At 39.5% G+C, this 25,583-nt stretch carries 27 protein-coding genes; 15 read left to right on the top strand and 12 right to left on the bottom strand.

The annotated features are described in order from the left end of the window. Positions 1 to 98 precede the first annotated feature (98 nt). From ACED20_RS12660 to ACED20_RS12640, 5 genes are all read left to right on the top strand, one after another. On the top strand, positions 99 to 1,130 hold the full coding sequence (locus tag ACED20_RS12660) for a hypothetical protein (RefSeq protein ID WP_345766206.1): 1,032 nt from the start codon (positions 99 to 101) through the stop codon (positions 1,128 to 1,130). Positions 1,131 to 1,191: 61 nt separating this feature from the next. Next, positions 1,192 to 2,241: a hypothetical protein gene (locus tag ACED20_RS12655; RefSeq protein ID WP_294220027.1), complete on the top strand. Its 1,050-nt coding sequence runs from the start codon at positions 1,192 to 1,194 to the stop codon at positions 2,239 to 2,241. Next, positions 2,242 to 3,333, top strand: coding sequence for an RNA polymerase sigma factor (locus ACED20_RS12650; RefSeq protein WP_294220028.1), 1,092 nt, complete (start codon positions 2,242 to 2,244; stop codon positions 3,331 to 3,333). 14 nt (positions 3,334 to 3,347) lie between these two features. Then, on the top strand, positions 3,348 to 4,247 hold the full coding sequence (locus tag ACED20_RS12645) for a hypothetical protein (RefSeq protein ID WP_378104926.1): 900 nt from the start codon (positions 3,348 to 3,350) through the stop codon (positions 4,245 to 4,247). Positions 4,248 to 4,267: 20 nt separating this feature from the next. Further along, the gene (locus ACED20_RS12640; RefSeq protein WP_294199083.1) at positions 4,268 to 5,236 is read left to right on the top strand and encodes a chorismate-binding protein; all 969 of its coding nucleotides are present in this window, start codon (positions 4,268 to 4,270) and stop codon (positions 5,234 to 5,236) included. 350 nt (positions 5,237 to 5,586) lie between these two features. On the opposite strand, the gene ACED20_RS12635 is transcribed toward ACED20_RS12640, so the two are convergent. The 11 genes from ACED20_RS12635 to ACED20_RS12585 all read right to left on the bottom strand — a co-directional run bounded on the left by ACED20_RS12635 (position 5,587) and on the right by ACED20_RS12585 (position 14,752). Further along, complete coding sequence (locus ACED20_RS12635) at positions 5,587 to 5,781, bottom strand: hypothetical protein (RefSeq protein ID WP_294199084.1); 195 nt, start codon at positions 5,779 to 5,781, stop codon at positions 5,587 to 5,589. Positions 5,782 to 5,785: 4 nt separating this feature from the next. Further along, on the bottom strand, positions 5,786 to 6,388 hold the full coding sequence (locus tag ACED20_RS12630; RefSeq protein WP_294220030.1) for a MarC family protein: 603 nt from the start codon (positions 6,386 to 6,388) through the stop codon (positions 5,786 to 5,788). 44 nt (positions 6,389 to 6,432) lie between these two features. Then, a complete protein-coding gene (locus ACED20_RS12625) occupies positions 6,433 to 8,172 on the bottom strand; it encodes a BatD family protein (protein ID WP_378104922.1) in 1,740 nt (579 codons plus the stop codon). Continuing rightward, positions 8,172 to 8,918 carry a tetratricopeptide repeat protein gene (locus tag ACED20_RS12620; protein ID WP_294228672.1) on the bottom strand — a complete coding sequence of 249 codons (747 nt, stop codon included), beginning with the start codon at positions 8,916 to 8,918 and terminating at the stop codon, positions 8,172 to 8,174. Before ACED20_RS12620 ends, ACED20_RS12625 begins: the two co-directional genes overlap by 1 nt. A 100-nt stretch (positions 8,919 to 9,018) precedes the next feature. Further along, on the bottom strand, positions 9,019 to 10,026 hold the full coding sequence (locus ACED20_RS12615) for a VWA domain-containing protein (RefSeq protein ID WP_378104919.1): 1,008 nt from the start codon (positions 10,024 to 10,026) through the stop codon (positions 9,019 to 9,021). Beyond that, positions 10,026 to 11,018 (bottom strand): VWA domain-containing protein, encoded by a 993-nt coding sequence (locus ACED20_RS12610; RefSeq protein WP_294199089.1) that lies wholly within the window; start codon positions 11,016 to 11,018, stop codon positions 10,026 to 10,028. Before ACED20_RS12610 ends, ACED20_RS12615 begins: the two co-directional genes overlap by 1 nt. Further along, positions 11,011 to 11,907: a BatD family protein gene (locus ACED20_RS12605; protein ID WP_294199090.1), complete on the bottom strand. Its 897-nt coding sequence runs from the start codon at positions 11,905 to 11,907 to the stop codon at positions 11,011 to 11,013. Before ACED20_RS12605 ends, ACED20_RS12610 begins: the two co-directional genes overlap by 8 nt. A 42-nt stretch (positions 11,908 to 11,949) precedes the next feature. Then, the gene (locus tag ACED20_RS12600; protein ID WP_294199091.1) at positions 11,950 to 12,813 is read right to left on the bottom strand and encodes a DUF58 domain-containing protein; all 864 of its coding nucleotides are present in this window, start codon (positions 12,811 to 12,813) and stop codon (positions 11,950 to 11,952) included. A gap of 2 nt (positions 12,814 to 12,815) precedes the next feature. Next, positions 12,816 to 13,286: a hypothetical protein gene (locus ACED20_RS12595; RefSeq protein ID WP_378104914.1), complete on the bottom strand. Its 471-nt coding sequence runs from the start codon at positions 13,284 to 13,286 to the stop codon at positions 12,816 to 12,818. A gap of 3 nt (positions 13,287 to 13,289) precedes the next feature. Then, complete coding sequence (locus ACED20_RS12590; protein ID WP_378104912.1) at positions 13,290 to 13,748, bottom strand: GNAT family N-acetyltransferase; 459 nt, start codon at positions 13,746 to 13,748, stop codon at positions 13,290 to 13,292. After that, positions 13,748 to 14,752: an AAA family ATPase gene (locus tag ACED20_RS12585; protein WP_378104910.1), complete on the bottom strand. Its 1,005-nt coding sequence runs from the start codon at positions 14,750 to 14,752 to the stop codon at positions 13,748 to 13,750. The genes ACED20_RS12590 and ACED20_RS12585 overlap by 1 nt, the downstream gene beginning before the upstream one ends. Before the next feature lie 251 nt (positions 14,753 to 15,003). Between ACED20_RS12585 and ACED20_RS12580 the strand changes: the two genes are divergently transcribed. From ACED20_RS12580 to ACED20_RS12545, 8 genes are all read left to right on the top strand, one after another. After that, complete coding sequence (locus tag ACED20_RS12580; RefSeq protein ID WP_149247197.1) at positions 15,004 to 15,474, top strand: DinB family protein; 471 nt, start codon at positions 15,004 to 15,006, stop codon at positions 15,472 to 15,474. A 34-nt stretch (positions 15,475 to 15,508) separates the two neighbouring features. Continuing rightward, complete coding sequence (locus ACED20_RS12575) at positions 15,509 to 15,901, top strand: four helix bundle protein (protein ID WP_378104907.1); 393 nt, start codon at positions 15,509 to 15,511, stop codon at positions 15,899 to 15,901. 47 nt (positions 15,902 to 15,948) lie between these two features. Next, complete coding sequence (rlmB, locus tag ACED20_RS12570; protein WP_378104905.1) at positions 15,949 to 16,692, top strand: 23S rRNA (guanosine(2251)-2'-O)-methyltransferase RlmB; 744 nt, start codon at positions 15,949 to 15,951, stop codon at positions 16,690 to 16,692. A 24-nt stretch (positions 16,693 to 16,716) separates the two neighbouring features. Next, positions 16,717 to 17,769, top strand: a complete 1,053-nt coding sequence (locus ACED20_RS12565; protein ID WP_378104902.1) for a DUF6263 family protein — start codon at positions 16,717 to 16,719, stop codon at positions 17,767 to 17,769. 92 nt (positions 17,770 to 17,861) lie between these two features. Further along, positions 17,862 to 18,086: a hypothetical protein gene (locus tag ACED20_RS12560; RefSeq protein WP_378104899.1), complete on the top strand. Its 225-nt coding sequence runs from the start codon at positions 17,862 to 17,864 to the stop codon at positions 18,084 to 18,086. Between the two features lie 32 nt (positions 18,087 to 18,118). After that, complete coding sequence (locus ACED20_RS12555) at positions 18,119 to 20,653, top strand: YfhO family protein (protein WP_378104896.1); 2,535 nt, start codon at positions 18,119 to 18,121, stop codon at positions 20,651 to 20,653. Between the two features lie 104 nt (positions 20,654 to 20,757). Then, positions 20,758 to 21,093, top strand: coding sequence for a GxxExxY protein (locus ACED20_RS12550; RefSeq protein WP_294241767.1), 336 nt, complete (start codon positions 20,758 to 20,760; stop codon positions 21,091 to 21,093). Positions 21,094 to 21,181: 88 nt separating this feature from the next. Beyond that, entirely contained in the window at positions 21,182 to 22,507 is a 1,326-nt protein-coding gene (locus ACED20_RS12545; RefSeq protein WP_294241832.1) for a glycosyl transferase family 1, read from the top strand. Positions 22,508 to 22,633: 126 nt separating this feature from the next. On the opposite strand, the gene ACED20_RS12540 is transcribed toward ACED20_RS12545, so the two are convergent. Then, positions 22,634 to 23,272: a hypothetical protein gene (locus ACED20_RS12540; protein WP_378104893.1), complete on the bottom strand. Its 639-nt coding sequence runs from the start codon at positions 23,270 to 23,272 to the stop codon at positions 22,634 to 22,636. Between the two features lie 161 nt (positions 23,273 to 23,433). Between ACED20_RS12540 and ACED20_RS12535 the strand changes: the two genes are divergently transcribed. Both ACED20_RS12535 and ACED20_RS12530 read left to right on the top strand, forming a co-directional pair. Next, entirely contained in the window at positions 23,434 to 24,399 is a 966-nt protein-coding gene (locus ACED20_RS12535; protein ID WP_294226217.1) for a YpdA family putative bacillithiol disulfide reductase, read from the top strand. A 75-nt stretch (positions 24,400 to 24,474) separates the two neighbouring features. Then, positions 24,475 to 25,473: a S41 family peptidase gene (locus ACED20_RS12530; protein ID WP_294311892.1), complete on the top strand. Its 999-nt coding sequence runs from the start codon at positions 24,475 to 24,477 to the stop codon at positions 25,471 to 25,473. Positions 25,474 to 25,583 lie beyond the last annotated feature (110 nt).

The following is a 25,583-nucleotide window of genomic DNA, read 5'->3' as shown; positions in this document are numbered from 1 at the left end:
AAATGCTTTCATCTCAGTTTTATCGTAGCGAATTAAAAATATTTTCAAAAATACTGCAACCTTTTCATTTTTTTTCATCTTATAAGAAATTAGTAACCATGAAGACTTTAATTTTACCTTTTTTATTTCTATTAACTCTTATTTTTTCCTGTACACCGAATGACAATGATGAAATTCTTGAAAAAAATGTCGTTTCATATGATGTATACGTAGCAGGGATGGAAAATTATAAAGCGTGTTACTGGAAAAACAATATTAAAATAAACCTTTTTTCTCCGGACAGCACAACTGCCAATAAAATCCTTATAGAAAATAACGATGTACATGTTCTGGGAAAAACCCAAGCAAACTTCAACGGCAGTTATTACTACTGGAAAAATAATGTACGTTTGAACTTAGAACAATATCTGGGTATTCCAGCCGGGCATTACTATAAAATCCTAGATATGGCAGTTGATGGTAATGACACGTATTTTATCGGATATTATGATACGCTTTCACCGGTTGCTGTTCAAAAATATGCTTTTTGTCTTTGGAAAAACGGGATAAAGACAGAGCTTAATACATCTGACAATATTATCTATGACGATTCGAAAATTAGTGTTTTTAATCATCAGTCCTATATTTCTGCAACAATACTTAACGCAGGTACAATTGAGTCCGGGTATTATGTAAATTCCGTATTTCACACAGTTCCCGGAATCATCCGCGTATGTAATTTTGCAGAAACCTTATCCGGAATCCAGTTTCTTTATACTAAAAATTACAATTACTATTTCATGCAATTATCAACCAATACAGAGATTCTTGCTGCGAACTTTTCACATCCAGCTTTTACCTTTGGTAAAATTTCCGGCGAAAAAACTTCTGCTAACTATTATATAATAGGAAGAATGCTGATGAATAACTTTTATTATAAAAACAATATCGAGACGACATTCCCTTTGGACCCGGACTATGAAACTATTCAGGATTTGTTTGTGCTTGATGGGAATGTATATGTAATAAAGCAAAAAAGTACACCTTTCGCAAGTAAAGTATACATAAACAATAATGAGACACAAAGTATTACCAATCCTGCTAATACTGTTATAAATGCTTTCAACTCAGTATTTGTTGTCGCGAATTAAAATATTTTCAAAAACACTGCAACCTTTTCATTTTTTTTCATCCTATAAGAAATTAATAACCATGAAGACTCTTTTCTTACCTTTTATAATTTTGCTTATATTCTGTATTTCATGTTCAACTGACAACGAAGAGACTCTTAAAAAAAATGTCGCTTCATACGATGTCTATGTGGCAGGAAAAGAAAGTGGTATTGCCTGTTATTGGAAAAACAATATTAAAACAAACTTAACTGATGGAACTGGAATAACACCGACAAAAATTATAGTTGAAAACAATAATGTGTATGTTCTCGGAATCAGTGATATATCTCCCTTTAATTTTTACCTCTGGAAAAACAATGTTAAAACAAACATTAATCAGTATATAGGAATGAATTTAAACAACTTAAATCCAGCAGAATACCGTCATAAAATTGATGATATGCTGATCGATCAAGGAAATATTTATCTTTTGGGAAGTATCGGAAGTCCTGTCATTTCGGGAGCATATGCAGACGATCTCTGTTACTGGAAAAATGGAGTAAAAACAGTACTATTTACTGCGAATTCTTCTTTTTCGTCACCTTACGTCACCACAAGAAATTTTACTATTCATAATGGAGATGTATATATCCCCGTAAATAAAAGAGCTGATCGTTTTGTTGATTCTCCAAATCAGGTAGGTTATTTTAAGAACAGCACTTATTACACTATTTCAACATATTCTGAACACAAAAGTTTCAGACATATTTCTCAGGGTTCAAATGGTGTATATTTATCGATGTATGACGGTAGTACAAATAATACATACTATAAGAACCTTACAACAAATACCGATAGTTATATTTCTCAAACAGTAAAAATGAGTTTTATTCTTGATGGAAATGATATTTATGATTTTAGCAACGGGCAAAACTACTTTAAAAATGACATTAATACTCCATCATTTTATGCGCCAGGATTTACTGGAATTGAAGATTTATCAGCACTTGATCAAAATGTTTATCAGATAAGATCCCAATCTGTCAACGACCAAAAAGATTCTTATAAAGTTTATATTAACAATACCGAAGTTATGCATATTAACACCGTAAATGGTATTTTTACTTCAATTTTCGCAGTACAAAATTAAATGCAAAATACATTCAACTGGCAAAAGATTTACCTTGACTACTCCCCAAAACTTCTGGGGATTTGCCGTAGATATATACCGGATATTTATACAGCAGAAGATATTGTACAGGACAGCTTTATTACGGCCATTCAGAAAAACGGCCAGCTGAATAACGAAAAAGCATTGTTCGCCTGGCTGAAAAAAATTGTGGTCAACAATGCCTTGCAACACCTCCGCAAACACAGCAAAGATACTTTCGTCACCACGGAACCTTCAGAAATCCCAGATACCTATTCAGAAATGGACCATTCTTTTCACGAAGAAAAAAACATCTTCATTTACGACTTTACCCGTGAGGAACTGTTGTCTTCGATCGACAGTCTTCCGTCCCATCACAGATCGGTTTTCAATCTGTATTTTATGGAAAACCATTCCCACGCAGAAATTTCCGGGCTGCTGGGCATTACGGTAAACACTTCAAAATCCCATTTATTAAGGGCTAAAAAATCCGTACAGCAATATTTACTAAACAATGTCCTGCAAAAGGATACTCCGAAAAAGAAACTGGCACAGCTCTTCGTCATCTTCGGTCTTGGCGGACTGCTCTGGGCACAGACCTTTCAGAACGCATTTGTCGATTTTAAGATTTCCCCTTCTAAAAAACTGGATGTCCCTTCCGATATTATTTCTAAAGTTTCGATTTTACCTTCTTCAAACGGCAGCCTGAAAAAGAAAGCAATTGTTACAGGAACCGTTCTTGTCATAATTACAATCTCGGTGGTCTTATCACGTCCGGGAAATGTTTTTTCTACAATGCCTGTTGTTTCAGATGAAAATCCTGACAAAATTAAAGACGGTCCAACTCATAAAGAAGAAGCTGTATCAGGTATGGAACGTTTACAAAATTCACAGGGATTATCTGCAAAAGAAGCTACTTTCCAAGCCTCCGTACACAATAATAAGCTAGAAACGGAAACGCCCGAAGTAAAATTAAAAGAAAAACAACATTTAAATAAGTTCATCTCAAAAGATTCACTGACAGAAGTTCCGCAGAAAGTGGTGGTCGTCAAAAAAATCATTAAAAGAGACACGATCTTTGTAGAAAAATAAACTGCCGAAAGACCATGATCCCCAGAAAAATCGTATTGCTATTATCACTTATACCGGTAACTGCATCTTTTGCCCAGACCCGTAAAAAGAAAGTGGACACCGTTTATGTCTATGAAAAAGTAACCGTTTACGACACGGTTTATCGGTTCAAACCTATGCCATCCAGGCAAAAGGACCTGATACTTCCAAGGCTGACCGTTGAAGAAACCAAATTCGTCAGGGATGTTTACCAGGAAGGCGTCGACAGGGAAAGAGCTTCGAGAAGAGCCAGATTACGCCGGCCGGCTGCTTTTCTATATGGAATTGAAGGCGGTGCAGGTTTAAAAAACACAAACTGGACAACAAAAGATTCCGGGAATAACAGCCAGTTCGGAGAATATCTCGGACTCTGGGCCTCCAGAAGTTTTTTTAATAATCGACTTTCAGTGATGCTTTCAGCGGATGTATCCCATTGGAATTCTTCTTTTGACCTGGATGCCAATAAAGAAGAGACTTTTCTCAATGGATATTATTTTACGAAAGACAGTCAGCCGCTTTTGTTTCAACGGTTCAATAATAAACACTTTGAGTATGCTTTACAGCTGAAGTTTTTGTACGACTGGAAGAATGTCCGCCCGTTTGTCGGAATCCTCGCCGACCGGAATACCTATAAAATGCAGTTCATGGTTCCGGAAAACAATGTTATGAACCGGCTTGACGATTTTAAAACCGATCAGACTAACATCGGCTTTTCGTTAGGAATCCAATACCGGGTTTTCAGACGTTTTCTGCTCTCCGCCGAATATCAGCAATATATGCTGAAGAATCTTTCATTAAAAAATCCGGACTTTAATTTTGAGATTTTTAAGACGAATAATACCTTTGCAGAAAGAAAAATAAGCGTTGGAATTTCCTACATCCTTTCAAAGCTCTGATTTCAGTAAATACCCGTGTAATGATTTACTTCAAATTTCCTTTTAACGAAAAACTTTACGCCACTGACGAAAGTTCAGTACAGCAAAATATCTGCTTTCATACTTTTGACGGATCAGGCAAAATCGATTTTACCGGAAATATGATTGAAGTAAACACCGGAGATTTCGCTCAGAAAAATATTTCAAGTAGATCATTACCTGAAGATAAGAGCGGATTTACTGCCGAAACCAAAACAGAATACCTGCATCAGCTGGAAAAGGTCATGGCTGTGATCAGAGAACATAAACTCCCAAAGCTTGTTTACTCACGCAGAAAAATTTTCAGGGATTTTCAGGAAATTGATTTGAAAAAAAGCTTTGAAAACCTTTGCCAATCCTATCCGAATGCTTTCAGGTATATTTTTATAAATGACCGACAATCCTGGATGGGGGCTTTTTCCGAAGTGCTGGGAAAATTCAGCAAAAAGACACACGAATTTGAAACTATGAGCCTTGCCGGAACGCTCCCCGTTTCAGAAAGCTGGTCGGAAAAGGAAATCGAAGAGCAGAAGCCTGTAACCCGCTATATCAGGAATATTTTAAAAAATTACTCTGAAAACATTGATGAATCCGGAACTTACGATCATATTTCCGGCAATATCAAACATCTCCGTACCGATTTTAAGGCAAAGATACGGACGGAAGATCTCGATGCCATCATTCAGGAGCTGCATCCTACGCCGGCAGTTTGCGGCATGCCAAAAGAATTCTGTAAGGAAAGCATCCAGAAGCTTGAAAAATTCCCGCGAGAACTCTATGCCGGTTACATCAAAATTGAGACTGAAGACACAGTCCATTACTTCGTCAACCTCCGGTGTGCGAAGCTTTATCAAAATGCCGTTCATGTATTTGTAGGCGGCGGGATTACCGCACAAAGTAATCCGGAAAAAGAATGGACCGAAACCGAGCTTAAATCCGAAGCGGTGGTGAAAAATCTCGTTGTTTTATAATTCTGATTCTTGGGAAATTGTTGAATTTTTTAACCAACGTTTACCAACATCTTCGTCATTCCGGAGGAATCTAAGCTCGAATCTTTCCAGGCGATTCTCTAATATTACGTTGAGATCCACTGCGAGGATGTCAAGCGGAGTGCTTAAACTGTGCTTCAACATATAACGAATGACATCAGGTAACTGAGGTACCCGTGAAAATTTATGTAATCCACAGTTAATAATATACGCTCACAGACTCCCAGCTTCCATCCTGTTAGATAATCATCTTCACTAATCCACTAATCTGTGGCCAACAAAAAACCTCTTTCAAAACTGAAAGAGGCCTATAATAATCTATGATTTTAAACTTATTTCTTTACACCGACCTTGCTCCAGGTATTCATTACGAAAAGCAACATCAGGCCGATAACCGCCGAGGCAATAGAAAATACAAACTTCGAGTTATCTTCAGACAGCATATCAGACTGCCAGTCCAGGGCATACACATTAATCGCGATAAATACGATAAACACTACCAAAAATACTTTATAAAACTTCTGCATGATCTTAAAAATTAATATAATTCTGCACCAACTGTGCAAAGTTTGCGGTAAATAATTTAATAGAAATCGCCAGCAGGATAATCCCGAAAACCTTCTGTAAAATAGCCAATGTCGCATCACCCATTTTCCTTTCCAGCCATGTGGCAGATTTCAGCACCAAATATACGAAAATTGTATTGAGTATAATTCCAAAAATAATATTAATATCATGAAATTCAGCTTTCAGGGACAGCGTGGTCGTTAAGGTTCCCGCACCTGCCACCAGGGGAAATGCAATCGGTACGATGGAAGCCGCCTTTACTTCAGAGGTTTTGTTGATCTCAATCCCCAGGATCATTTCCAAGGCTATGATAAAAATCACAAAAGCACCGGCGATGGCAAATGAATTGACATCTACCCCGATAAATTTCAGGATTTTATTTCCAACGAAAAGGAATACCAGCATAATAGCTCCCGCAGTAAGTGTAGCTTTTTCGGCTTCAATCTGTCCATATTTCTGCTGAAGGCTTACTACAATGGGAATAGAGCCAATAATATCGATTACGGCAAAAAGAACCATAAAACAGGTTACGATCTCTTTAATAGAAAAATCATTAAAAACTTCCATCTATTCACAATTAAATATTTCGCAAAAATATGAAAATAAATTGATTATTTGCTAATTCGTGAATATAAATTAACAATGGCTATCAACAGCTCATCTATTGCGTCCAACGATTTTACCGGTGCATACTTTTCGATCTGTACCCGCTGGATGAGGCTGCGGTATTCTTCAGTAACAGCAGGCCCGTTTTGATATTCAAGAGCTTTACCAAAATCTGCCGAAGCGTCTTCTGAATACTGTTTCCTTACTTCCCGGTCAAGCTCTTCAAAGGTCTGAAAAAACTTTTCGTAATCCGAATTATCCTTTAGATTTTCCAGATAGCTGAAATAATCATTAACGTCTGTTTTCAGGTTTTCCCTGATTTCCTGCTCGGTTTCTGCAATTGATCCGATAGACTGAGGAATTGCTGTTTCCTTAACAGATCGTTTTTTTCTTTGCCATGTTTTAAATCCGAGATAAGCGATAAAAAGCGCTAATAAAATAGCTATATTCGTAAAAAGGATGTTCCAGTGGAATTTGTTTTTTTCCTTTACCTTAAATGAAGTCGTTTTCAGGACCGGTGTATTTACCGTTTCCAGAAAAGTATTGGTGTATTCATTTACCTTTTCAACAGTCGTACGGGATTCAAGAATCTGATCATGTGAAAAAGCATTTACTGCCAGAGACTGTTCGCCAAGATCCACATATTCTTTATTTAACGGATCAAAAAATGCAAAATGCTCAGTCTTAATCGTAATTTCCCCTGCTTTTTTAGGAATCACCAGATAATTGGCCAGTACTTCCCCTTTCATGCCTTCGGTACCTACCATAACCCTGGAAGTAATCTTGGGGGCAAACACTTCATAATCGGGAGATGCGGCGATTTTCGGAAGCTCCATGCTTTTCAGGTTACCTTCCCCGGTAACTTTTACCAATACATTCATGGGTTTCTTAACCTCAACTTTTTCTTTTGAAATATTGGCCACGCTTACATTAAAGTTCCCGACTGCATTTTTAAAACATTCCGGTGAGCCTTCAGGAAGCTTTTTGACATTGATCTTTACCTTATTGGAAACAAGATGGTCTTTATGGGCATAAGAATTAAGGGACGCAGAAACACCCGGAATATCCACATAACCGGCTTCATTGGGGAATACCATGAAAACAGCCAGGATCTGTGAAGCCATGCTTCCGTTATCTGAAGGATCGATTTCGGATTTGGCAAAACTGATTGGGAATACATCAAGATTTTCCTGCTCCGGAAGATGGATATTTCTTATTTTCCTGAAATTATCCATGTTCCTGGAATACACCTTCAATACTGCAACAGTAGGCTGATCCTGATATACTTCGCGGTCTTCGATTTCCATATTCAGGTACACATCCTTTGAAGTATTTGCAGCAACCGACGTTTTCCTTTCAACATCTTTTACAAGGATTTCGAAAGGCTCGGTTTTATAAATTTTATTATTGATGGTAATCAGGAACGATCCTATTTTCAGCTTTCCATTCTGCTTTGGCTCAAGGGCAAGCCTGGTAACGGACTGTGAAACTACGGTATTGGTTTCCGGATCCATAAACGCATTGTTTACAGAACCTGTTCCGATAAGGTTGAATTTGGAAAAATCCGGCAGGCGGAGTTTTGTCTGAGGATTGTATTCGCTTCCTGAAATTTCCAGAACAATACTCAGATTTACAACATCTTTCCCATTGTAGGTCGTCTTATCCGGCGTTACAGTAAGGTTTACCTGTCCGTAAGAAATTACGGAAATCAAAAGGACTAGTATGTAAATTATTCTATTCTGCATCACCAATCTTTCTCGTTGCTCTCGGGCATCGAATAAGAATTTTTGTTTAAAATTCTTCTGGCGGTTTCTTTTTCTTTATCGCTTACTTTATTGAGTATCTCATTTTCGAGGCCTTTCGGGATCTTTCCTTCATTGTTCTGGTTCCTGTTAGGATCGTTGCCCTGCCCTTTCCCCTGATTCTGCTGTCCCTGGCCCTGATCCTGTTTCTGGTCTTTAGGGCCTCCTTTCTGATCATCATTCTGTTGCTGGTCTTTTCCGCCGCCGCCTCCTTTACCGGAGTTATTCTTCTGCTGTTGTTTTTGCTGGTTTTCTTTTTCTTTCAGTTTGGCAATTTCGTAATTCTTACGTGTTGCTTCACTGTAGGGATTTTGTTTCAGGGACTGCCTGTATATCTCTGCCGCTTTTTCCGGCTTCTTCATCTGCATATAAGTGTTTCCCAGATTATGGAGTGCCGCCGCTTTGTCCGGAAGTGTCTGAGCCAGCTTTTGTGCTGTCTCGAATTCCGCTTTGGCCTCTTCGTATTTTTTGCTTTTGTACAATGCATTTCCTAAATTGTAATGCCCTGTAAATTCTTTGCTGTTTTTCCGGATGGCTTCCAGGTACTTTACAGATGCACCGTCATAATCTTTGCCGTTGAACTTTTCGTTCCCTTCATACACGAGCGTGCGATAGTTCTCCTGGCCGAAAAGGAAACCTGAGAAAAGGAAAACAACAATAAACGACAAAAAAATGATTTTAGTATTCATTACGTGCAAAATTATTCCTTTATATGTTAATAAACAGCGTTTTATTTGTTAAAATTGGGTTAAAGTAATTGACTGAAACTGAGACAATGACTCCTCATTTCTAAAGATTGAAATCTCTTTTGGGATTAAAAATATAGATCAGGAAAAAGAAAAACAATGATACCGCCAGGAAATACTGATAATAATGGTTGGCATTCTGTGATTTCACCATGGTCTCCGAGGATCCCGACTTCTTTTTCAGGGCATCCAGAATCCGATCCGGGGCTTCGTTAATGTTATTTCCGTCGATATACGTTCCGCCGGTGGCATCTGCCATTTTTCTAAGGGCTTCCGTCTGTCTTTTGGAAATCACGGTCTGCCCATTCATATCGCTTTTATATCCCATCAGCTGGCCGAAAACATATTCCGGTACCGGAGCCCCCTCTTCTGTTCCGATTCCAACGGAAGTGATCATGATTCCTTCTTTCCTGGCTAATCGAATCGCGGCATCATCATTTCCTTCGTTATCTTCACCGTCGCTTAACAAAACGACTTTCCGCCCGTCTTTGCTTACATTTTTAAATTTCTCGACGGCTATTTTCATCGCGTTTAAAAAGTCTGTTCCCTGGATCTGCATCGAATTGGTTTCAATGCCGCCGATATAGGTTTCCGCTGAACCGTAATCAGTCGTTAGCGGCATAATCGAGGTTGCCTGCCCCGCAAAGATGACGATTCCGACTTTATCGTTTTTCATTTTCTGCATGGTCTGGAGCATCAGGTTTTTCGCTTCTGTAAGACGGCTCGGATTAATATCTTCCGCATTCATCGAATTGGAGACGTCCATCACGAAAATAACGTTATTCAGTTTCTGGCTGGTTTTAATTTCTTCCGAACCATTCAGGAGATCGATGATCGAAAAAATCAAAAATAAGATAGCCAGTAAATAAAGAGCCGGAAAAAATTTAGTGAATCCCGATCTTTTCTCAAATAAATGCTCATGAAAATGGCTGTCTGCAAAGAGCGCCCTTTTGTTTTTCTTCCATTTCAGGTAACGGATCAGAAAAGCAGCTAACAGCGGCAAAAGCAACAGCAATAATAAATACCAATAATTCCCTAAATACCAGTCCATCAGCTTAAAATTTTATAAAACACCCATCTCAGCAAAGCATCCACGAAAAGCAAGCCCAAAGCCACCCACAGGAAAATTTTGAAATATTCCTGATAATTAAAGAGTTTGGCAACTTTTACATCGGATTTCTCCAGTTGGTTGATTTCGTCATATACTTCCTCAAGACTGCTGTTTGAGGTAGCCCTGAAATATTTTCCCCCTGTCATCTGGGCAACTTCTTTTAAAACCGGTTCATCAATTTTCACTTCTGTTTCCGTAAAGACCAAGTCTCCGAAAATATCCTGCTGGGTAGGCATTAATGCATATCCGTTGGTTCCGATCCCGATGGAATATACTTTAATTCCGTTATTTTTGGCAAGCTCCGCGGCAATCGCAGGAGGCATCGCATTTTCTATCGTATTGACCCCATCCGTCATCAGGATGATGATCTTGCTTTTCGCTTTGCTGTTCTTCAAATGGTTAACGGCTACGGAAAGCCCTTCGCCGATCGCCGTTCCCGGCTGTAATTCCAGCGGATTCAGGCTGTTTAATTCATCCACGACCACCTGATGATCGGAAGTTACAGGAACTTTCGTAAAAGCTTCTCCTGAATAGGCTACCAGTCCGATCCTGTCATTCGGTCTTTTATTTACGAATTTAATGGCAATATCTTTTAATGCGGTCAAACGGTCAGGGGTAAGGTCTTTGGCCAGCATACTCAAGGAAACATCCACAGAAAGCATGATATCGATTCCTTTGGTGTCATCGCGGTCTTGGGAAATCGTGAAAGTCCTCGGTCTTGCCATGGCAATGATCAGAGCCGACAGGATCAGGTATTTCGAAATCTTCAGGAAAAACATCACGATACGGATTCCGCCGCTGTCGCCCATATTCTTAACCGTCGGGACTTTGATTCCTTTTCTTTTCTGTTTGCTGATATCCCTGAGCAGAAGGGGGATAAAAAGCACAAACAACAGTAAGAACCACGGACTGTAAAATTCAAAATTAAACATCTTTCCTCAGGTTTTCGAATTCCAAATCTTTTGATGACCGCTTTACAAACGCCGTGATATCTGCCAGATCTTTTTCCATAGTCTGCTGATCAGGGAATGTTTTGGCAAATTTTACAAGGTCGCCCCTTACAAATACGTCTTCCACCACACGTTCATTTTCCTGGGAAATCGTATTGTTTTTCTTCATCAGATCAACAAGGTCGTCCGTTAACAATACATCCGCAGGCAGGCGGTACTGGGTTGTGATAAATTTTCTTGAAATATCAATCAGTTCCACATAGAATGAACGGTAGTTTCCTGTTTCCACATATTTTTTTTTCTTTAGCGAATCCAGTTCTTTCAGGGTCTGGTTAGTCGCAACTACCGGTGAACTTTTTTTCTTTCGTCCGTATTTCACAAACATGATGATCGCAACAATCAGGCAAATCAATGCAATCGCTGCCAGTATATACAACTTGTACAGTTGCCAGTAATCGGTTACTTCAAGTTTTACGTCTTTGTTGTTCATGATGTCATTGATCGGATCCGATTTCTGAGCCGTATTGATCACATCGATTTCATAAGGAATGGTCTTCAGAACCTTCCCTCCTACTTTAAATTCCAGTTCGGGAATCGTAAATTTCCCTTCATCAAAAACGGCAAACTCAATCCTCCGGTAATAGACATCCTGTGTCTGGGCAATACTGTCTTTAATTTCCTCGAAATGAAAAGGAAGCAATTCATTTTTAGGAGCGGCGGAAACCTTTTCGTTATGAAGATTATTGATCGTTACGACAATATGGTTTACTTCTCCCAAAGCGATGGTCTTTTTTTCAACGCTGGAAGAAAGGATCTGTGAAAAAGCATTTGCACAGACTAAAAAACAGAATAATACTATTAATTTTTTCAATTTCAATACATTTTAAAATGAGCAGTGCTCATTCCTTTGAATTTATTTTTTCTGAAAATAACCGTACAGCAGTTTAGAATAATCGGCTCCAGTGTTCACATTCATAAAACTGGCGGAACTGTTGGCAAAATCTTCTTCCAGTGCTTTCAGTTTCTGTTTTTGCGCTTCCGCAAAATTGTACCTCCATCTTGCATTTGAAGTGTTTGCCCAAACCTGCTTTCCGGTTTCCGCATCATACAGTAATGTATAGCCTACATCCGGAATCTCATTATCTTTTTCATCGTAGATTCTCATCCCCAGCAGCTGGTGCTTTTTGGAAGCTACCCTCAGCATTTTGGAATCATATTCGTCTTCAAAATCCGAAAACAGGAAGACGAGTGATTTTCTTTTGAAAATGCCCATCATATATTCCATGGCCTTGTCGATCTTAGAAACTGCAGGCACATAATCCGCTGTCAGGATCATGCTGATAATCGACAGGATATGCTTTCTTCCTTTTTGTGGGGGAACCACTTTGTATACTTTATCTGCAAACAGGATAAGTCCGACTTTATCATTGTTCCCCGCTGCTGAAAAACCCAGGCTTGCAGCAATTTCTGCTACATATTCCCTTTTCAGCTGGGTTTTGGTTCCGTAATCCATTGATGCCGAAATATCAACGAGCAGCATCATGGTCAGTTCCCGCTCTTCTTCCATTACTTTTACGAAAGGTTCGCGGAAACGGGCGGTCTTGTTCCAGTCGATTCTCCGGATCTCGTCACCGAACTGGTACGGGCGGACTTCCGAGAAAGTCATTCCCTGTCCTTTAAAAGCACTGTGATATTGCCCCATCAAAGTAGCTTCCGTCTTCTTTCGGGTACGGATCTCAATTTGCTTTACTTTTTTTACAATATCTTTTATCTGCATATTTATGATATTAAGACATGATCATTATTTACTGTAATTAATTTTTCTGGTAATGAAGAATAATTTTCAATAGTTAATAAAACTTCTTTATTTAAAATTTTGGAAACACATGATAAATACTCCATTAATCGATGATGATGTTCCAAACTTTTAACTTCGAGCGGTGTTATATCATTCTCTATTGCATCTTCTGAAAAAAAATAGCATTTTACCAGAATTCCACCGATATCAATAGTAGCGTCAATTATCAAATCGTTTATTCCGTCCCAACGTTTGAAAATAGGTTCAAAAATAATTGTATCATTTGAAACAAATTCGCCTTCACGATCATAATATTTAAACTCAATCTTATAGTTTTGGTTAACAAAACCAATCCAATTTTCCCAGTCAACTCTTGAAGTATTTAGAACGTAAATATCTCTTAAAGAGCCATCCGAAAAATAAATATTGTCTTTTAAATATTTCCAGTTCACACATTAATTTTTAAATTCGACTGAAACATTCAACCATTTATCATCAAATTTCGGACTGTATTTTTTATAGAAATTAATAGCCGGCTCATTCCAGTTAAGTACCTGGAAAACCATGCCGCTATAATTATTTGATTTTCCATAATCCGTCGTTGCCTCAAATAGCTTTTTGCCAATCTGTTTTCCTCTCATTTCTTCCGTCACTACCAGATCTTCAAGATACAGCCTTCTGCCTTTCCAGGTTGAATACCGATCATAAAACAATGAAATCCCGACAATCTCACCGGCCGTTTCCGCCACAAAAGCGCCCCAAACCGGAGCGTTGCCGAATCCGTCTTCCATAAACTGCTCGAGAGTCAGGGTCACTTCATGCAACGCCTTTTCGTATTCAGCCAGTTCCTTAATCAGATCCAGCATTGGCGCACAGTCTTCGCGGACTGCCTTTCTTATCGTTACTTCATCCATTACGGAGCCTGGATTTTCGCTAAAATTCTGTTGATGATTTCTTCTGATGAAATTTCTTCCGCTTCCGCCTCGAAGGTTAAACCAATCCTATGTCTCAATACATCTTTAGCCAGTGCTTTCACATCTTCAGGAATGACAAAAGCCCTTCCTTTCAGGAATGCATACGCTCTGGAAGCTATCGCCAGGTTAATGGATGCCCTTGGAGAAGCTCCGAAAACGATGTAATTTTTCAGTTCGGCTAATCCGTAATTTTCAGGAAAACGGGTAGCAAAAACCATATCCAGGATGTATTTCTCAATTTTTTCGTCAAGATAGATCTGATTGATCAGCTCTTTCGCTGCAACAATATGCTCCAGGGAAATCACCGGTTTTACCGTCGGCTGATGTGAAGTGGAAACCATCCGCATCACCAGCCTTTCATCTTCAAACTTAGGATAATCGATGGTGCACTTCAGCATAAAACGGTCGCTTTGTGCTTCCGGAAGCAGATAGGTTCCTTCCTGATCGATCGGGTTCTGGGTAGCTAATACAAGGAAAGGCTTTGGCAGTTTCATGGTTTCATCACCAATCGTTACCTGCTTTTCCTGCATGACCTCCAACAGTGCTGACTGCACTTTGGCCGGAGCCCGGTTGATCTCATCCGCCAGTACAAAGTTGGCAAAAACAGGACCTCTTTTAATAGAAAAATCGTTGTCTTTCACATTGTAGATCATAGTTCCTACAACGTCGGCAGGCAACAAATCCGGTGTAAACTGGATTCTCGAGAACTGTCCATGAACCGCATCTGCCAAAGTTTTGATGGCCAGGGTTTTTGCCAGTCCCGGAACGCCTTCCAGCAGAACGTGTCCATTCCCTAAAAGTCCTATTAAAAGACGGTCGATCATATATTCCTGACCGATAATTACTTTGTTGATTTCTTCGCGAAGACGGGAAAAATAGAAGTTGGCTTCCTTTACCTGTTCTGTGAGCTGACGAATATCATCCGCCTGATATGTATCTGACATAGTCTTATTTAAAATAATTGGTAAATTTCTAATAAATACTTGCATTAATCAACACAAAAAATGCCATCTTTGAGTTAAAGTTTGTTAAATATTCCGTCTTTAGTGTGAGATTCCAAACGGGTGTATCCCTTAGAATTCAGGACCGTGCTTTCCATTTTTCATAAAAATATATAAATTTCACTTTAATGCTCCGTTCAAAAATTGTCATTTCCAGTTTATTAAACTATTTTTGGTGATTAAAAATTTGCAAAATGAATTATCATTTTCAAGCGCACCGACAGGTGCGGAAGAACCTTCTCGATATTTTACAGAATACTTCGCACGAAGACCTTTTGCTGATCCCGGACGGTTTCAATAACAACCTGTACTGGAATATTGCCCATACGGTTGCCACGCAGCAGCTCCTGCATTATTATCTGAGCGGAAATCCTTTCAGAATAGATAAATACTGGATCGAGACCTACAAAAAAGGCACACTGCCGAATCTGGATGTCCAGAAATCGGAAGTGGAAGACCTCGAGTTCCTGCTGACGGAAACTTCAAAAATCCTGATGAAGGATTATGACAGCGATCTGTTTTCAGATTACACGCCTTACACCACCAGTTTCGGAATGGACCTGAAAAGCATCCAGGATGCGATTATCTTCAATAACATGCATGAAGGACTGCACTATGGATATGCGCTGGCACAGAAAAGAGCCATTTTAGGAGAAAAATATTAACTGTTCAAGGTTTTGGGTTTAAAGTTTAAGGTTTATGGCGACGATCAATAAATTTGAAGATTTGGAAATTTGGCAACTGGACAGGGAACTATGCAGAGAAATTTACCGCATTATTGAACATACAAACCTTAAAAATAATTTTAAACTCAGTAATCAGATTGACGGTTCGTCAGGATCGATAATGGATAATATTGCCGAAGGGTTTGAAAGAAATGGCAACAAGGAGTTTGTACAATTTCTTTCCATTGCAAAAGCCTCATGCGGCGAAACCAGATCACAGCTATATCGAGTTTTTGACAGAAATTTTATTTCTGAAGAAACATTTAAAATTTTAAGAGAACAGACTGAGATATTGAGCAGAAAAATAAGCTCATTTATTAAATATTTAAAAATGACCGATTTAAGAGGAACAAAGTATAAGTCTTAAAAAGCATTAAACTTTAAACTTTGAACCTTAAACATAAAATTTACTTAATGAAAGACGATTTCATCTTTGGATTACGTCCCGTGATTGAAGCGATTGAAGCGGGAAAAACAATTGACAAGGTCTTTGTGCAGAATGCGCTGCAGGGACCGATTTATGCTGAACTTAAAGCTATTTTAGCTCAAAATAAAATCCGTCCCAACTATGTGCCGGTTGAAAAACTGAACCGTTTTACAAAGAAGAACCACCAAGGGGTGGTTGCCTTTATTTCGGACGTTCCTTTTCATAAAGTGGAGGATATTGTGCCTCAACTTTTTGAAGAAGGAAAGACGCCTTTCCTATTGATTTTAGACCGGTTGACCGACGTCAGAAATTTCGGAGCGATCTGCAGAACCGCTGAATGTGTAGGCGTGGATGCTGTGATCATCCCCGAAAAAGGAGCGGCGCCGATAAATTCAGACGCCATTAAAACTTCGGCAGGTGCTTTATATAACGTAAAAATATGTAAGGCCCCAAATCTGGCTCATGTCGTGGATTTCCTGCAGCAGAGCGGAATTTCCGTGTATGCCGCCAGCGAAAAAGCAGAAAAACTGATTTACGACGTTGACTTTACCGAGCCTTCAGCCATCGTTATGGGTAATGAGGAAACGGGAATTTCCAAAGAAGTCCTGCACCATGCCGACGAAAAAATCAAGCTTCCGATTGAAGGGAAAACCCAGTCTCTGAACGTTTCCGTGGCCTGCGGAGCGATTTTATATGAAGCGGTACGGCAGAAATTCACCAAAGCCAATTAATTCAACAACATTAAAAAAATTTAAATGAAAAATATAGCAGCATTCGCGCTGATCTCAACCATAGCTTTAGTTTCCTGCAATAAAAAAGAAACAGCAAAAATTACGAAAGTAGACCCTAAAACCGGAAAAACCATCACGGTGGAAGTTCCGGCAGATTCCGTGGCCAAAGTGGAAGAAAACCCGGCCATCAAAGATTCGGCAGGAGTCTATACCCAGACTTTTAAACTGGAAAAAGGGAAAACCTATCCTCTGACTACCTATCAGAGGGATACCAAAACCATGACGGATCCTAACGGAAAAACGATCAACGCCACCAGCGAATCTACGGACGAAATGTCTTTCACGGTAAATGATTTGAAGGGAAATGTGTACGACATTACCCTAAACCTAATCGCCAAAAGAAACTCGCAGACGTCTCAGGGAAAAACCATCGTGGTGGACACCAAATTACCGATTCCAAAAGAAGACGACCTGAAAATGATATGGAACATCAACCGGGCACTGACTGGAAATAAACTGAACATGAAAATGGATACGAAAGGAAACGTAATCTCCATTACCGGCTTCGATCCCGTTTATAACAAAGTGGCCAATTCGGTAGGAACGCTGATCAAGGAAAAAAACCAGAAAGAAAGTATTGTGGCCAGCCTGAAAGAATCCTTCAATGAAAAAGTGCTGAAAGACCAATTCACCAAAAACCTTACGATCATTCCTAAAAAAGGAGCCAAGATCGGCGGAAAATGGTCCAATAGTGAAAATGCTGATGCCCAGGGAAGAATCAAAGTAACTTCAAATTATACGCTGAAAAGTGCAGGAAACGGGGTGGTGGAAATTTCCGTAACAGGAGGAATTCCTAAAAAAGTGGAAAAGCAGAACCAGGGCGATGTTACCCACAGCTTAAGCAGCGAACTGACTCAGAACGGAACCATTAAATTTGACCAGAATACGGGATGGATCAAGAACCAGAACATTTCCGTAAAGACCACCCAGATTGAAAGCATTTCGAAAGGAAAAGAATCACAGTCGATGACCAGCGTTTCCAACTCTTCTGTAATGGTAAACCCGACATCTAAATAATACAAGACTTTAGGGTTGAAGAGTTTGAACATGTGACTGTCTGTAAAACAGTCTGCAAAACCTGACTTTAACGTAAACCTTATATAAAAATTATGAAATATATTCTTGAGCTTGTACTCAGCGCGATTATTATCTTTTTCGTCTGGAATATCCTGAAAAGGGTGTTCTTCAAGACATTTTACAGTTACCGGTTCAACAACCAAAATAATAATAACAAGCCGGATCTACAAAACTCTGACAAGAATAACCATGGCCTCAACTGGGATGCGGAAACCGTAGAATACGAAGAGGTCAAAGAAAACAAGGACAAAAAATAACCATTCCGAAAAGTAAAGATCATAACCATCACATGGCGAAAAATAAAAACCTGATTTATATTGCAATTTCATTAGTGATATTTATCGTTTTAGCATTTTTATACTCCACGCCCGTTATTACGGGAAAACAGCTTTTCCAGCATGACATCGTACAGTACCGCGGCGGCGCGAAAGAGCTCCTCGATTACCGGGATGCTGCCGGCAAGGAAACCTACTGGAGCGACTCCATGTTCGGTGGGATGCCGACGTACCAGATGGGAAGCCGGTTTGAAGGGGATATTATTAAAAACATCGACTCCAAGCTGAACTTTTTCCCACGGCCCGTCAATTATCTTTTCCTGCTTGCGGCAGGTTTTTTCCTGCTGGGAATGGTGGTGGTGAGAAACTGGAAGTATGCCCTTTTGGGAGCCACTTTCTTCAGCCTTTCTACCTATTTTTACATCGCCATTGCAGCCGGACATAACGGGAAAATCAATACCATTGAATATTTTGCTCCGCTTTTAGCCGGGATCCTGCTGGTGTATATCCGGAGGCAATACATTTGGGGATTTATTGTCACTACCCTATTTATGGGGCTCCAGATTGCCGCGAACCACCCGCAGATGACCTATTACCTTTTCTTAGCATTAGGATTTTTATTCCTGTCTGAATTGATCAGGACCATTCAGAAAAAAATACCGGTGAAGCACTTTCTGATCTCTTCAGGTATTATTGCAGCGTCTTGTTTAATAGGGGTAGGAATGAATTCCCAACGGATCATGGCCAATTCCGAATACATTAAGGAAACTGTCCGCGGAAAGCAGATCCTTACCAACGAAAGCCATACCGGAGGAGATTCCGGGATGGATAAGGAAAGCATGCTGATGTGGAGCTACGGAAAACTGGAAACGCTGAATCTTTTTATCCCGAGACTGATGGGCGGTGGAAGCCAGGAACCCGAAGGAAAGGAAATGATGGCAAAAATCCAGGAAATGGTTCAGCAGAATGTAAGTTCACAGGCTGAATACGACAGAATTTCCAAAGGTTTCGGAAGCCTTACGTACTGGGGCGACCAACCTGGAACTTCCGGACCTGCATACCAGGGAGCGATTGTATGTTTCCTGGCACTTTTAGGATTTTTCTTTGCCTGGAAAAAGTACCGCTACTGGATCCTGGGCGCTTCTATTCTCACCATCTTTTTAGCGTGGGGAAGCAACTTCATGGCACTTTCCGACTTTTTTATCGATTTTATTCCTTTTTATAATAAATTCAGGGCACCTTCTTCCATCCTGGTGGTGGTTGAATTATTATTCCCATTGATCGCCATTATCGGATTGTACCGGTTCTTTACAGATAATGAATTAACCAAAGAATACAAACAGAAAATCCTTTTGTATGTCGGAGGAGGCACCTTAGGTTTTGTTTTAATTTTACTGCTCTTCGGAAAATCTTTATTAGGTTTCCAGACGGAAAATGAAAAGACCTACCTCCCTCCTTTCCTGTTGGATTACCTGGTCGACGAAAGATTTAAAATGTTCCGGATTGACGCCATTAAAGCCTTCTTTTATGTAGCGATTACCGTTGCAGTCTTATTCATGGTTTTAAAACAGAAGCTCAATCAGAACATCGCTCTGGTGATTATCGGGGTAGTCAGTTTATTCGACTTGTGGACGGTAAACAAACGGTATCTGAATGATGAAAACTACGTGGATAAAATCTTTGCCGAAAACCCTTTCCAGACGGAAAGCTCGGATCTTCTGGCTGAAAAGGCACAGGGAAATCCGAATCTTGAATCGATTCTGGCCAACGTAAATGTCAATAAAACCCTGGAAACGATCGCCGACAAAGACAAAACACATTATCGTATTTTCAATAATATTTTAGGAACGTTCAGCGAGACCAATACTTCTTATTTCAAATCTTCCATCGGAGGATACCATGCGGTAAAACTGAGAAGATATGATGATGTCATCAATGAATATTTCCAGGTGATGGATTCGATAAAAGTTCCAAATATCCTGAATCTCCTGAATGCCAAATACCTCGTTTTGGGCGGACCGGAACAGCCACAGGCAATGCCTAATCCAAAGGCCAACGGAAATGCATGGTTTGTCAGCGATCTTAAGTTTGTGGATTCCCCGAACCAGGAAATCAAAGCGATCGGGACCATCAACAGTAAAAAGACAGCGGTTATCGCTGCTTCCGACAGAAAATATTTCGAAGGCAAACCGGTTCAGGCCGATTCCACCGCATTTATCAATTTAACGAAATACCAACCGAACGAACTGGAATTCAGATCCCAGTCGAAAACGCCGCAGCTGGCTGTATTTTCGGAGATTTATTACCCTCATGGATGGAAGGTTCTTGTGGATGAAAAAGAAGTCCCTTACATCAAAGCCGACTACCTTTTGCGTGCCGTGCATGTTCCTGCAGGAAGCCACCATGTAAGAATGATTTTCGAACCGGAAGTGATCGAAAAAGGAAAATGGATTTCACTGATCTGCTTCGGGCTGTTTATTATTTTGAGCGGACTGGGAATTTACTTTTTCTACCGCAAAAGAGACAAAAGAAAAGTTGCTGAATTATAGAAATTCAAAAGTCTGAAAAAGCGATATATTAATGATTACTCAAAAATATATAACGGACCTGACCTATCGTATTAATGGGGGCTTGTATTGAAGTTCATAAAATTTTGGGTGCAGGATTGGCAGAAATCGTTTATCACAAAGCTTTAGAAAAAGAATTTAAACTAAGAGATATAGAATATAAGTATGAGTTTCAGATTCCTGTAATTTATAAAGATGAGCATTTGAATTGTGATTTTAAGTGTGATTTTTTAATAGAAGATTTAATTGTTTTGGAAATAAAAGCAGTTGCTTCTATTCTGGAGATTCATAGATCACAGGTTATTAATTACATAAATTTGTTAAAAGTTCCTAAAGGCATTCTGGTAAATTTCAATGTAAAAAACATCTATCATTTTGGTCAGGAAACATTCATCAATAAGTATTTTGACCAACTTGATTAAAATATAAATTTATATTTTGTCTGCTTTTGAATAACTAAAAACCCCTAATCATCTTTTGTATCTTTTGCGGTAAAAATAACAACCAATGATTCCACAAAAAAAAATACTCATCATCACCTATTACTGGCCTCCTGCGGGAGGTCCCGGTGTTCAGCGGTGGCTGAAGTTTGCCAAGTACCTGCCGGAGAACGGCTGGACTCCTGTGATTTATACCCCGGAAAATCCAAGCTACCCTTTACTGGATGAGAGTCTGCTAAAGGATATTCCAAAAGATATTGAGATCGTAAAAACAAAAATCTGGGAACCCTATCAACTGGCTGAAAAACTCAATAAAAGCAATAAAAAGTTCAAAGCCGGACAGTTTGATGTCGGCCAAAACCAAAGCTGGAAATCCAGGCTTTCGATCTGGGTACGGGGAAATTTTTTCATTCCGGATGCAAGGGTATTCTGGGTGAAGCCTTCCGTCACATTTCTGGAACAGTATTTAAAAGAAAATAAGATCGATGTTGTGGTTACTTCGGGGCCGCCGCATTCGCTGCACCTTATTGGTTTGGCATTGAAAGAAAAGTTTCCCGATCTGAAATGGATTGCTGATTTCCGAGATCCGTGGACGGAAATTTCTTACTACAAGCATTTAAAGCTTACCAAAAGTTCCGACCGGAAGCACCGTCAGCTGGAAAGTGAAGTCTTCAGAAATGCCGACATTACCCTGGCCACCAGTTACACCGATGCTGAAAACTTCAAAAAAAACGGGGCACATTCTCTTTGCATTACCAACGGCTTCGATGAGGCCGATGCCGGTTCACAAACCCATAAGCCGACAGCAGGCGATCATCAGCAACGGAAGTTTACCCTTAGTTATATCGGGGTTCTGGAGCAGCTGAGAAATCCTGAAAACCTCTGGAAGATGTTAGATGAACTGATAAAAACAAATCCGGAATTTGCTGAAAATTTCACTTTAAAATTCGCCGGAAGAATTGATGATAAAATTTTAAATTCGATTGAGACTTCTGCTGTAAAGAACCATATTGCAAATCTGGGTTACCTTTCCCATGACAAAGCCATTGACGAAATGCATGCTTCGGATATTCTGCTGATCACCAATTTCCCAAATGAGTCCTCGAAAGGTATTATTCCGGGAAAAATCTTCGAATATCTGGCCACTGGAAAACAGATTCTTTCTTTTGGGCCGGATCAGGCTGATGTTGCCAAAATCCTTAAAGACACTTGGGCAGGAAAACATTTCAGCTATCAGGATACTGAAACCATCAAAGATTTCATCCTTGAAAAATTTGAACTTTGGAAGAAAAATCAATTGGTAGAGAATACCCAAAACATCGAACAGTTTTCCAGAAGAAACCTGACGAAAAAGCTGGCTGAGATTTTAGATGGATTTTTTTTACCGCAAAAGTGACAAAAGACATTCATCCCGTATCATAAGTTGAATGTTTAATAATGACGAAAGTGCACAAAAGTTTTAAAAAATCTTTGATCTTTTATCTAATGTGTTAAAACATAAAATACCATTATCAGTGGGAGATTAAATCGTCCACTGATCATTAATCACCCCTACCAGATAATATTTTCCCTGAAAATCTTCAAAAACCAAGCGAAGACATTTCCAGTCCATTTCTGCATTTTCTCCTGTGCCTTTGACAAAATTCTCCGTGAAATCCGCTTTGGGATAAATTTCTTTTAAATTGTTCAGTGAATTTCCTCTTCCCTGAAATTCATTAATAGATACCTGCCCCGTTGCAAAATCTTTTGAATAAACCCATTTTATCAAATAATCAGTGATCGTTGACTTGTAAGAATCTCCGGAACCGTCCAATGCGCCCCATGTAAAAATAGTTCTCGTCGGCTGGTATTTGATGAAATCAGATTTAGAAAAAAGTTTATCGCCCTCAGGGCTTACAAAGGCATACATGGAAAAACGTACGCCCTTTTCAGGATGGATAAATTCGGAAAATCTCTTATAATTTTTGTCGTGTAGCGCCTGAAGTACTGCTTCATTAGCCGCTTTCAGCGCAGTTTCCTTATCCATTGCCCCTGACTTTTCCTGAACAGTCTCTGTTTGTAAAGGCTTGGCAGATTCAGGATTGTCGTTGACAAATTTTTCAGGATTCTTTTTACAGGAAACTGCTGCTAAAAAAGATAAAAGGAGTACCACTTTTTTCATATTTTTTACAATATTTAACCTTATTATTTAACAAAACAGATGCCACATTTTTTAATCTCTGTGTTTACTCTATTCTTTTTTAATTGACAGGTTATCTTATGTTGTACGGTTTTTGCTGGGTTTACAACCTATTGCTTTATCGTTTTTTGTAATTTTGTTTTATGGACATTTTAGATATTCTTATTATCGGAGGCGGCCCTATCGGATTAAACTGTGCCCTGGAAGCCGGAAAAAACAACCTCAGCTATTTAATTATCGAAAAAGGAACCATTGTGAATTCCTTATACAACTATCCTTTATACATGCGTTTTTTCTCAACCGCGGAAAAGCTGGAGATTGATGGCATTCCGTTTATTTCTACCGCTCCTAAACCGGGACGGCAGGAAGCACTGGAATATTACCAGGGCATTGCCCGGCAGCGAAATATCAACATCAACCTGTATGAGAAAGTGGAAAAAATTTCCAAAGAAAATGAAATGTTTACCATTGAAACGACGAAAAGAACTTATGCTGCCCGAAACGTTATTATTTCTACCGGATTTTATGACATTCCTAATCTGATGAATATTCCGGGTGAACATTTACCTAAAGTAAAACATTACTATATCGAACCTTACCCTTACGCCAGACAGAAAATTGTGGTGGTGGGTTCCAGCAACTCGGCGGTAGATGCGGCTTTGGAGACGTACCGGAAAGGTGCTGAAGTAACCATGATCATCCGTCATGATGAAATTTCGCCCAGTGTAAAATATTGGGTAAAACCGGATATCGAAAACCGGATTGCAGAAGGAAGCATCACTGCGCATTTCAGATCTGAATTACTGGAAATTAAAGAACACGCCGTTGTTTTTAAAGATAAAAACGGAGATATCAATGAAATTGAGAATGACTTTGTGTTGGCCATGACCGGTTACCTCCCGAATTTCGATTTCCTGAAAAATTCCGGTATCGAACTGCAGGGCGAATGCCTGAACCCTTTTTACCATCCCGAAACCATGGAGACCAACGTTCCGGATCTGTATCTTGCAGGTGTTGTCTGCGGAGGAAAAGATACCCATCTGTGGTTTATTGAAAACTCCAGGATCCATGCGGAAATGATTGTTCGGAATATTCTTGCAAAAACTTGATATTCTGTTATTTTAAAGACCGCATTGTTATTTATTTAAGCTATCTTTAAACCGCTATCCCATTAAAAATAGACTATGAATAAATTCTTAGTTGCCGCATCGCTGACAGCAGTCCTTTTTTCAACCCGGATTTCGGCCCAGAAAGACAGCATTCAGCAATATGTTTCTAAAGCGCTGGACATTATGAAGCATAAATCGGTTAATAAATCAAAGGTGAATTGGGAAGAATTGTCCCGTATAACCCTTGAGAATACCTCTAAGGTAGGAACGATTAAAGAAACCTATCCTGTTCTGGAAAAAGCATTACAATCACTGGGGGATTCACATTCCAAATTTTATCCCGCGGAAGAAGTAAGGCAATATACATTAGGCTACAAGGCCACCGGACAGGAGTTTCCGGTAATTGAAAGCAAGCTGCTGAAAAACAAATATGCTTACATAAGTTTACCTGATATCGGATCTTTCAACAAAGACGACTGGAACCTGTACATCAATACTTTTTACGCCAAAGTAAATGAATTGCAGAAACAGAAGCCCAAAGGCTGGATCGTTGATCTGCGGGACAACTACGGAGGAATGCTTTATCCCATGTATGCCGCAGCCGCACCGTTTTTCGACCGAAAAAATATTGTAGGGACAAAAGATGCCGAAGGAACCATTGAATATTTCAACTATAAAAGAGGGAAGTTTTACGAAGGCCCTGCAGCGACCCAATTTTTCACATTGAAGGAAAAGCAGCCCTCGCAAATAAAAGCGGCCATTGCCGTACTCATTAATAAAGTCACCGGCAGCTCAGCTGAATTCATTACCGCTGCCTTCGTAGGACAGAAAAATGTAAAACTGATCGGTGTTAATACACAGGGGTTAACCTCCGGAAACCAGGAATATAAACTTTCCGACGGGTCTTTCCTCGTTTTGACCATCGGAAATATCGTGGACCGTTCGGGAAAAGAATACCGGATCATCGGTGAAGGAATTGCTCCGGACATCAGGATAGAAAAGGCAGATGACAAAACAAAAACCAATGAATCCTATATGGATACAGCATTCAGATATATTGATGGCAAGCTTTGAAATTATAAGATATAGATCCTTAATCAGCCATAATAAAAATGGAATACAACCTATGATTGGAATTCAGATGCGTAAATCAGAATTTAAACAGAGTTCATATTGATATGATA

This window comes from Chryseobacterium sp. sg2396 (assembly GCF_042610505.1).
Taxonomy (GTDB): Bacteria; Bacteroidota; Bacteroidia; order Flavobacteriales; family Weeksellaceae; genus Chryseobacterium.
Note: the sequence above shows the minus strand (reverse complement) of the source record. Positions and strands in the feature narration are given on the sequence as shown.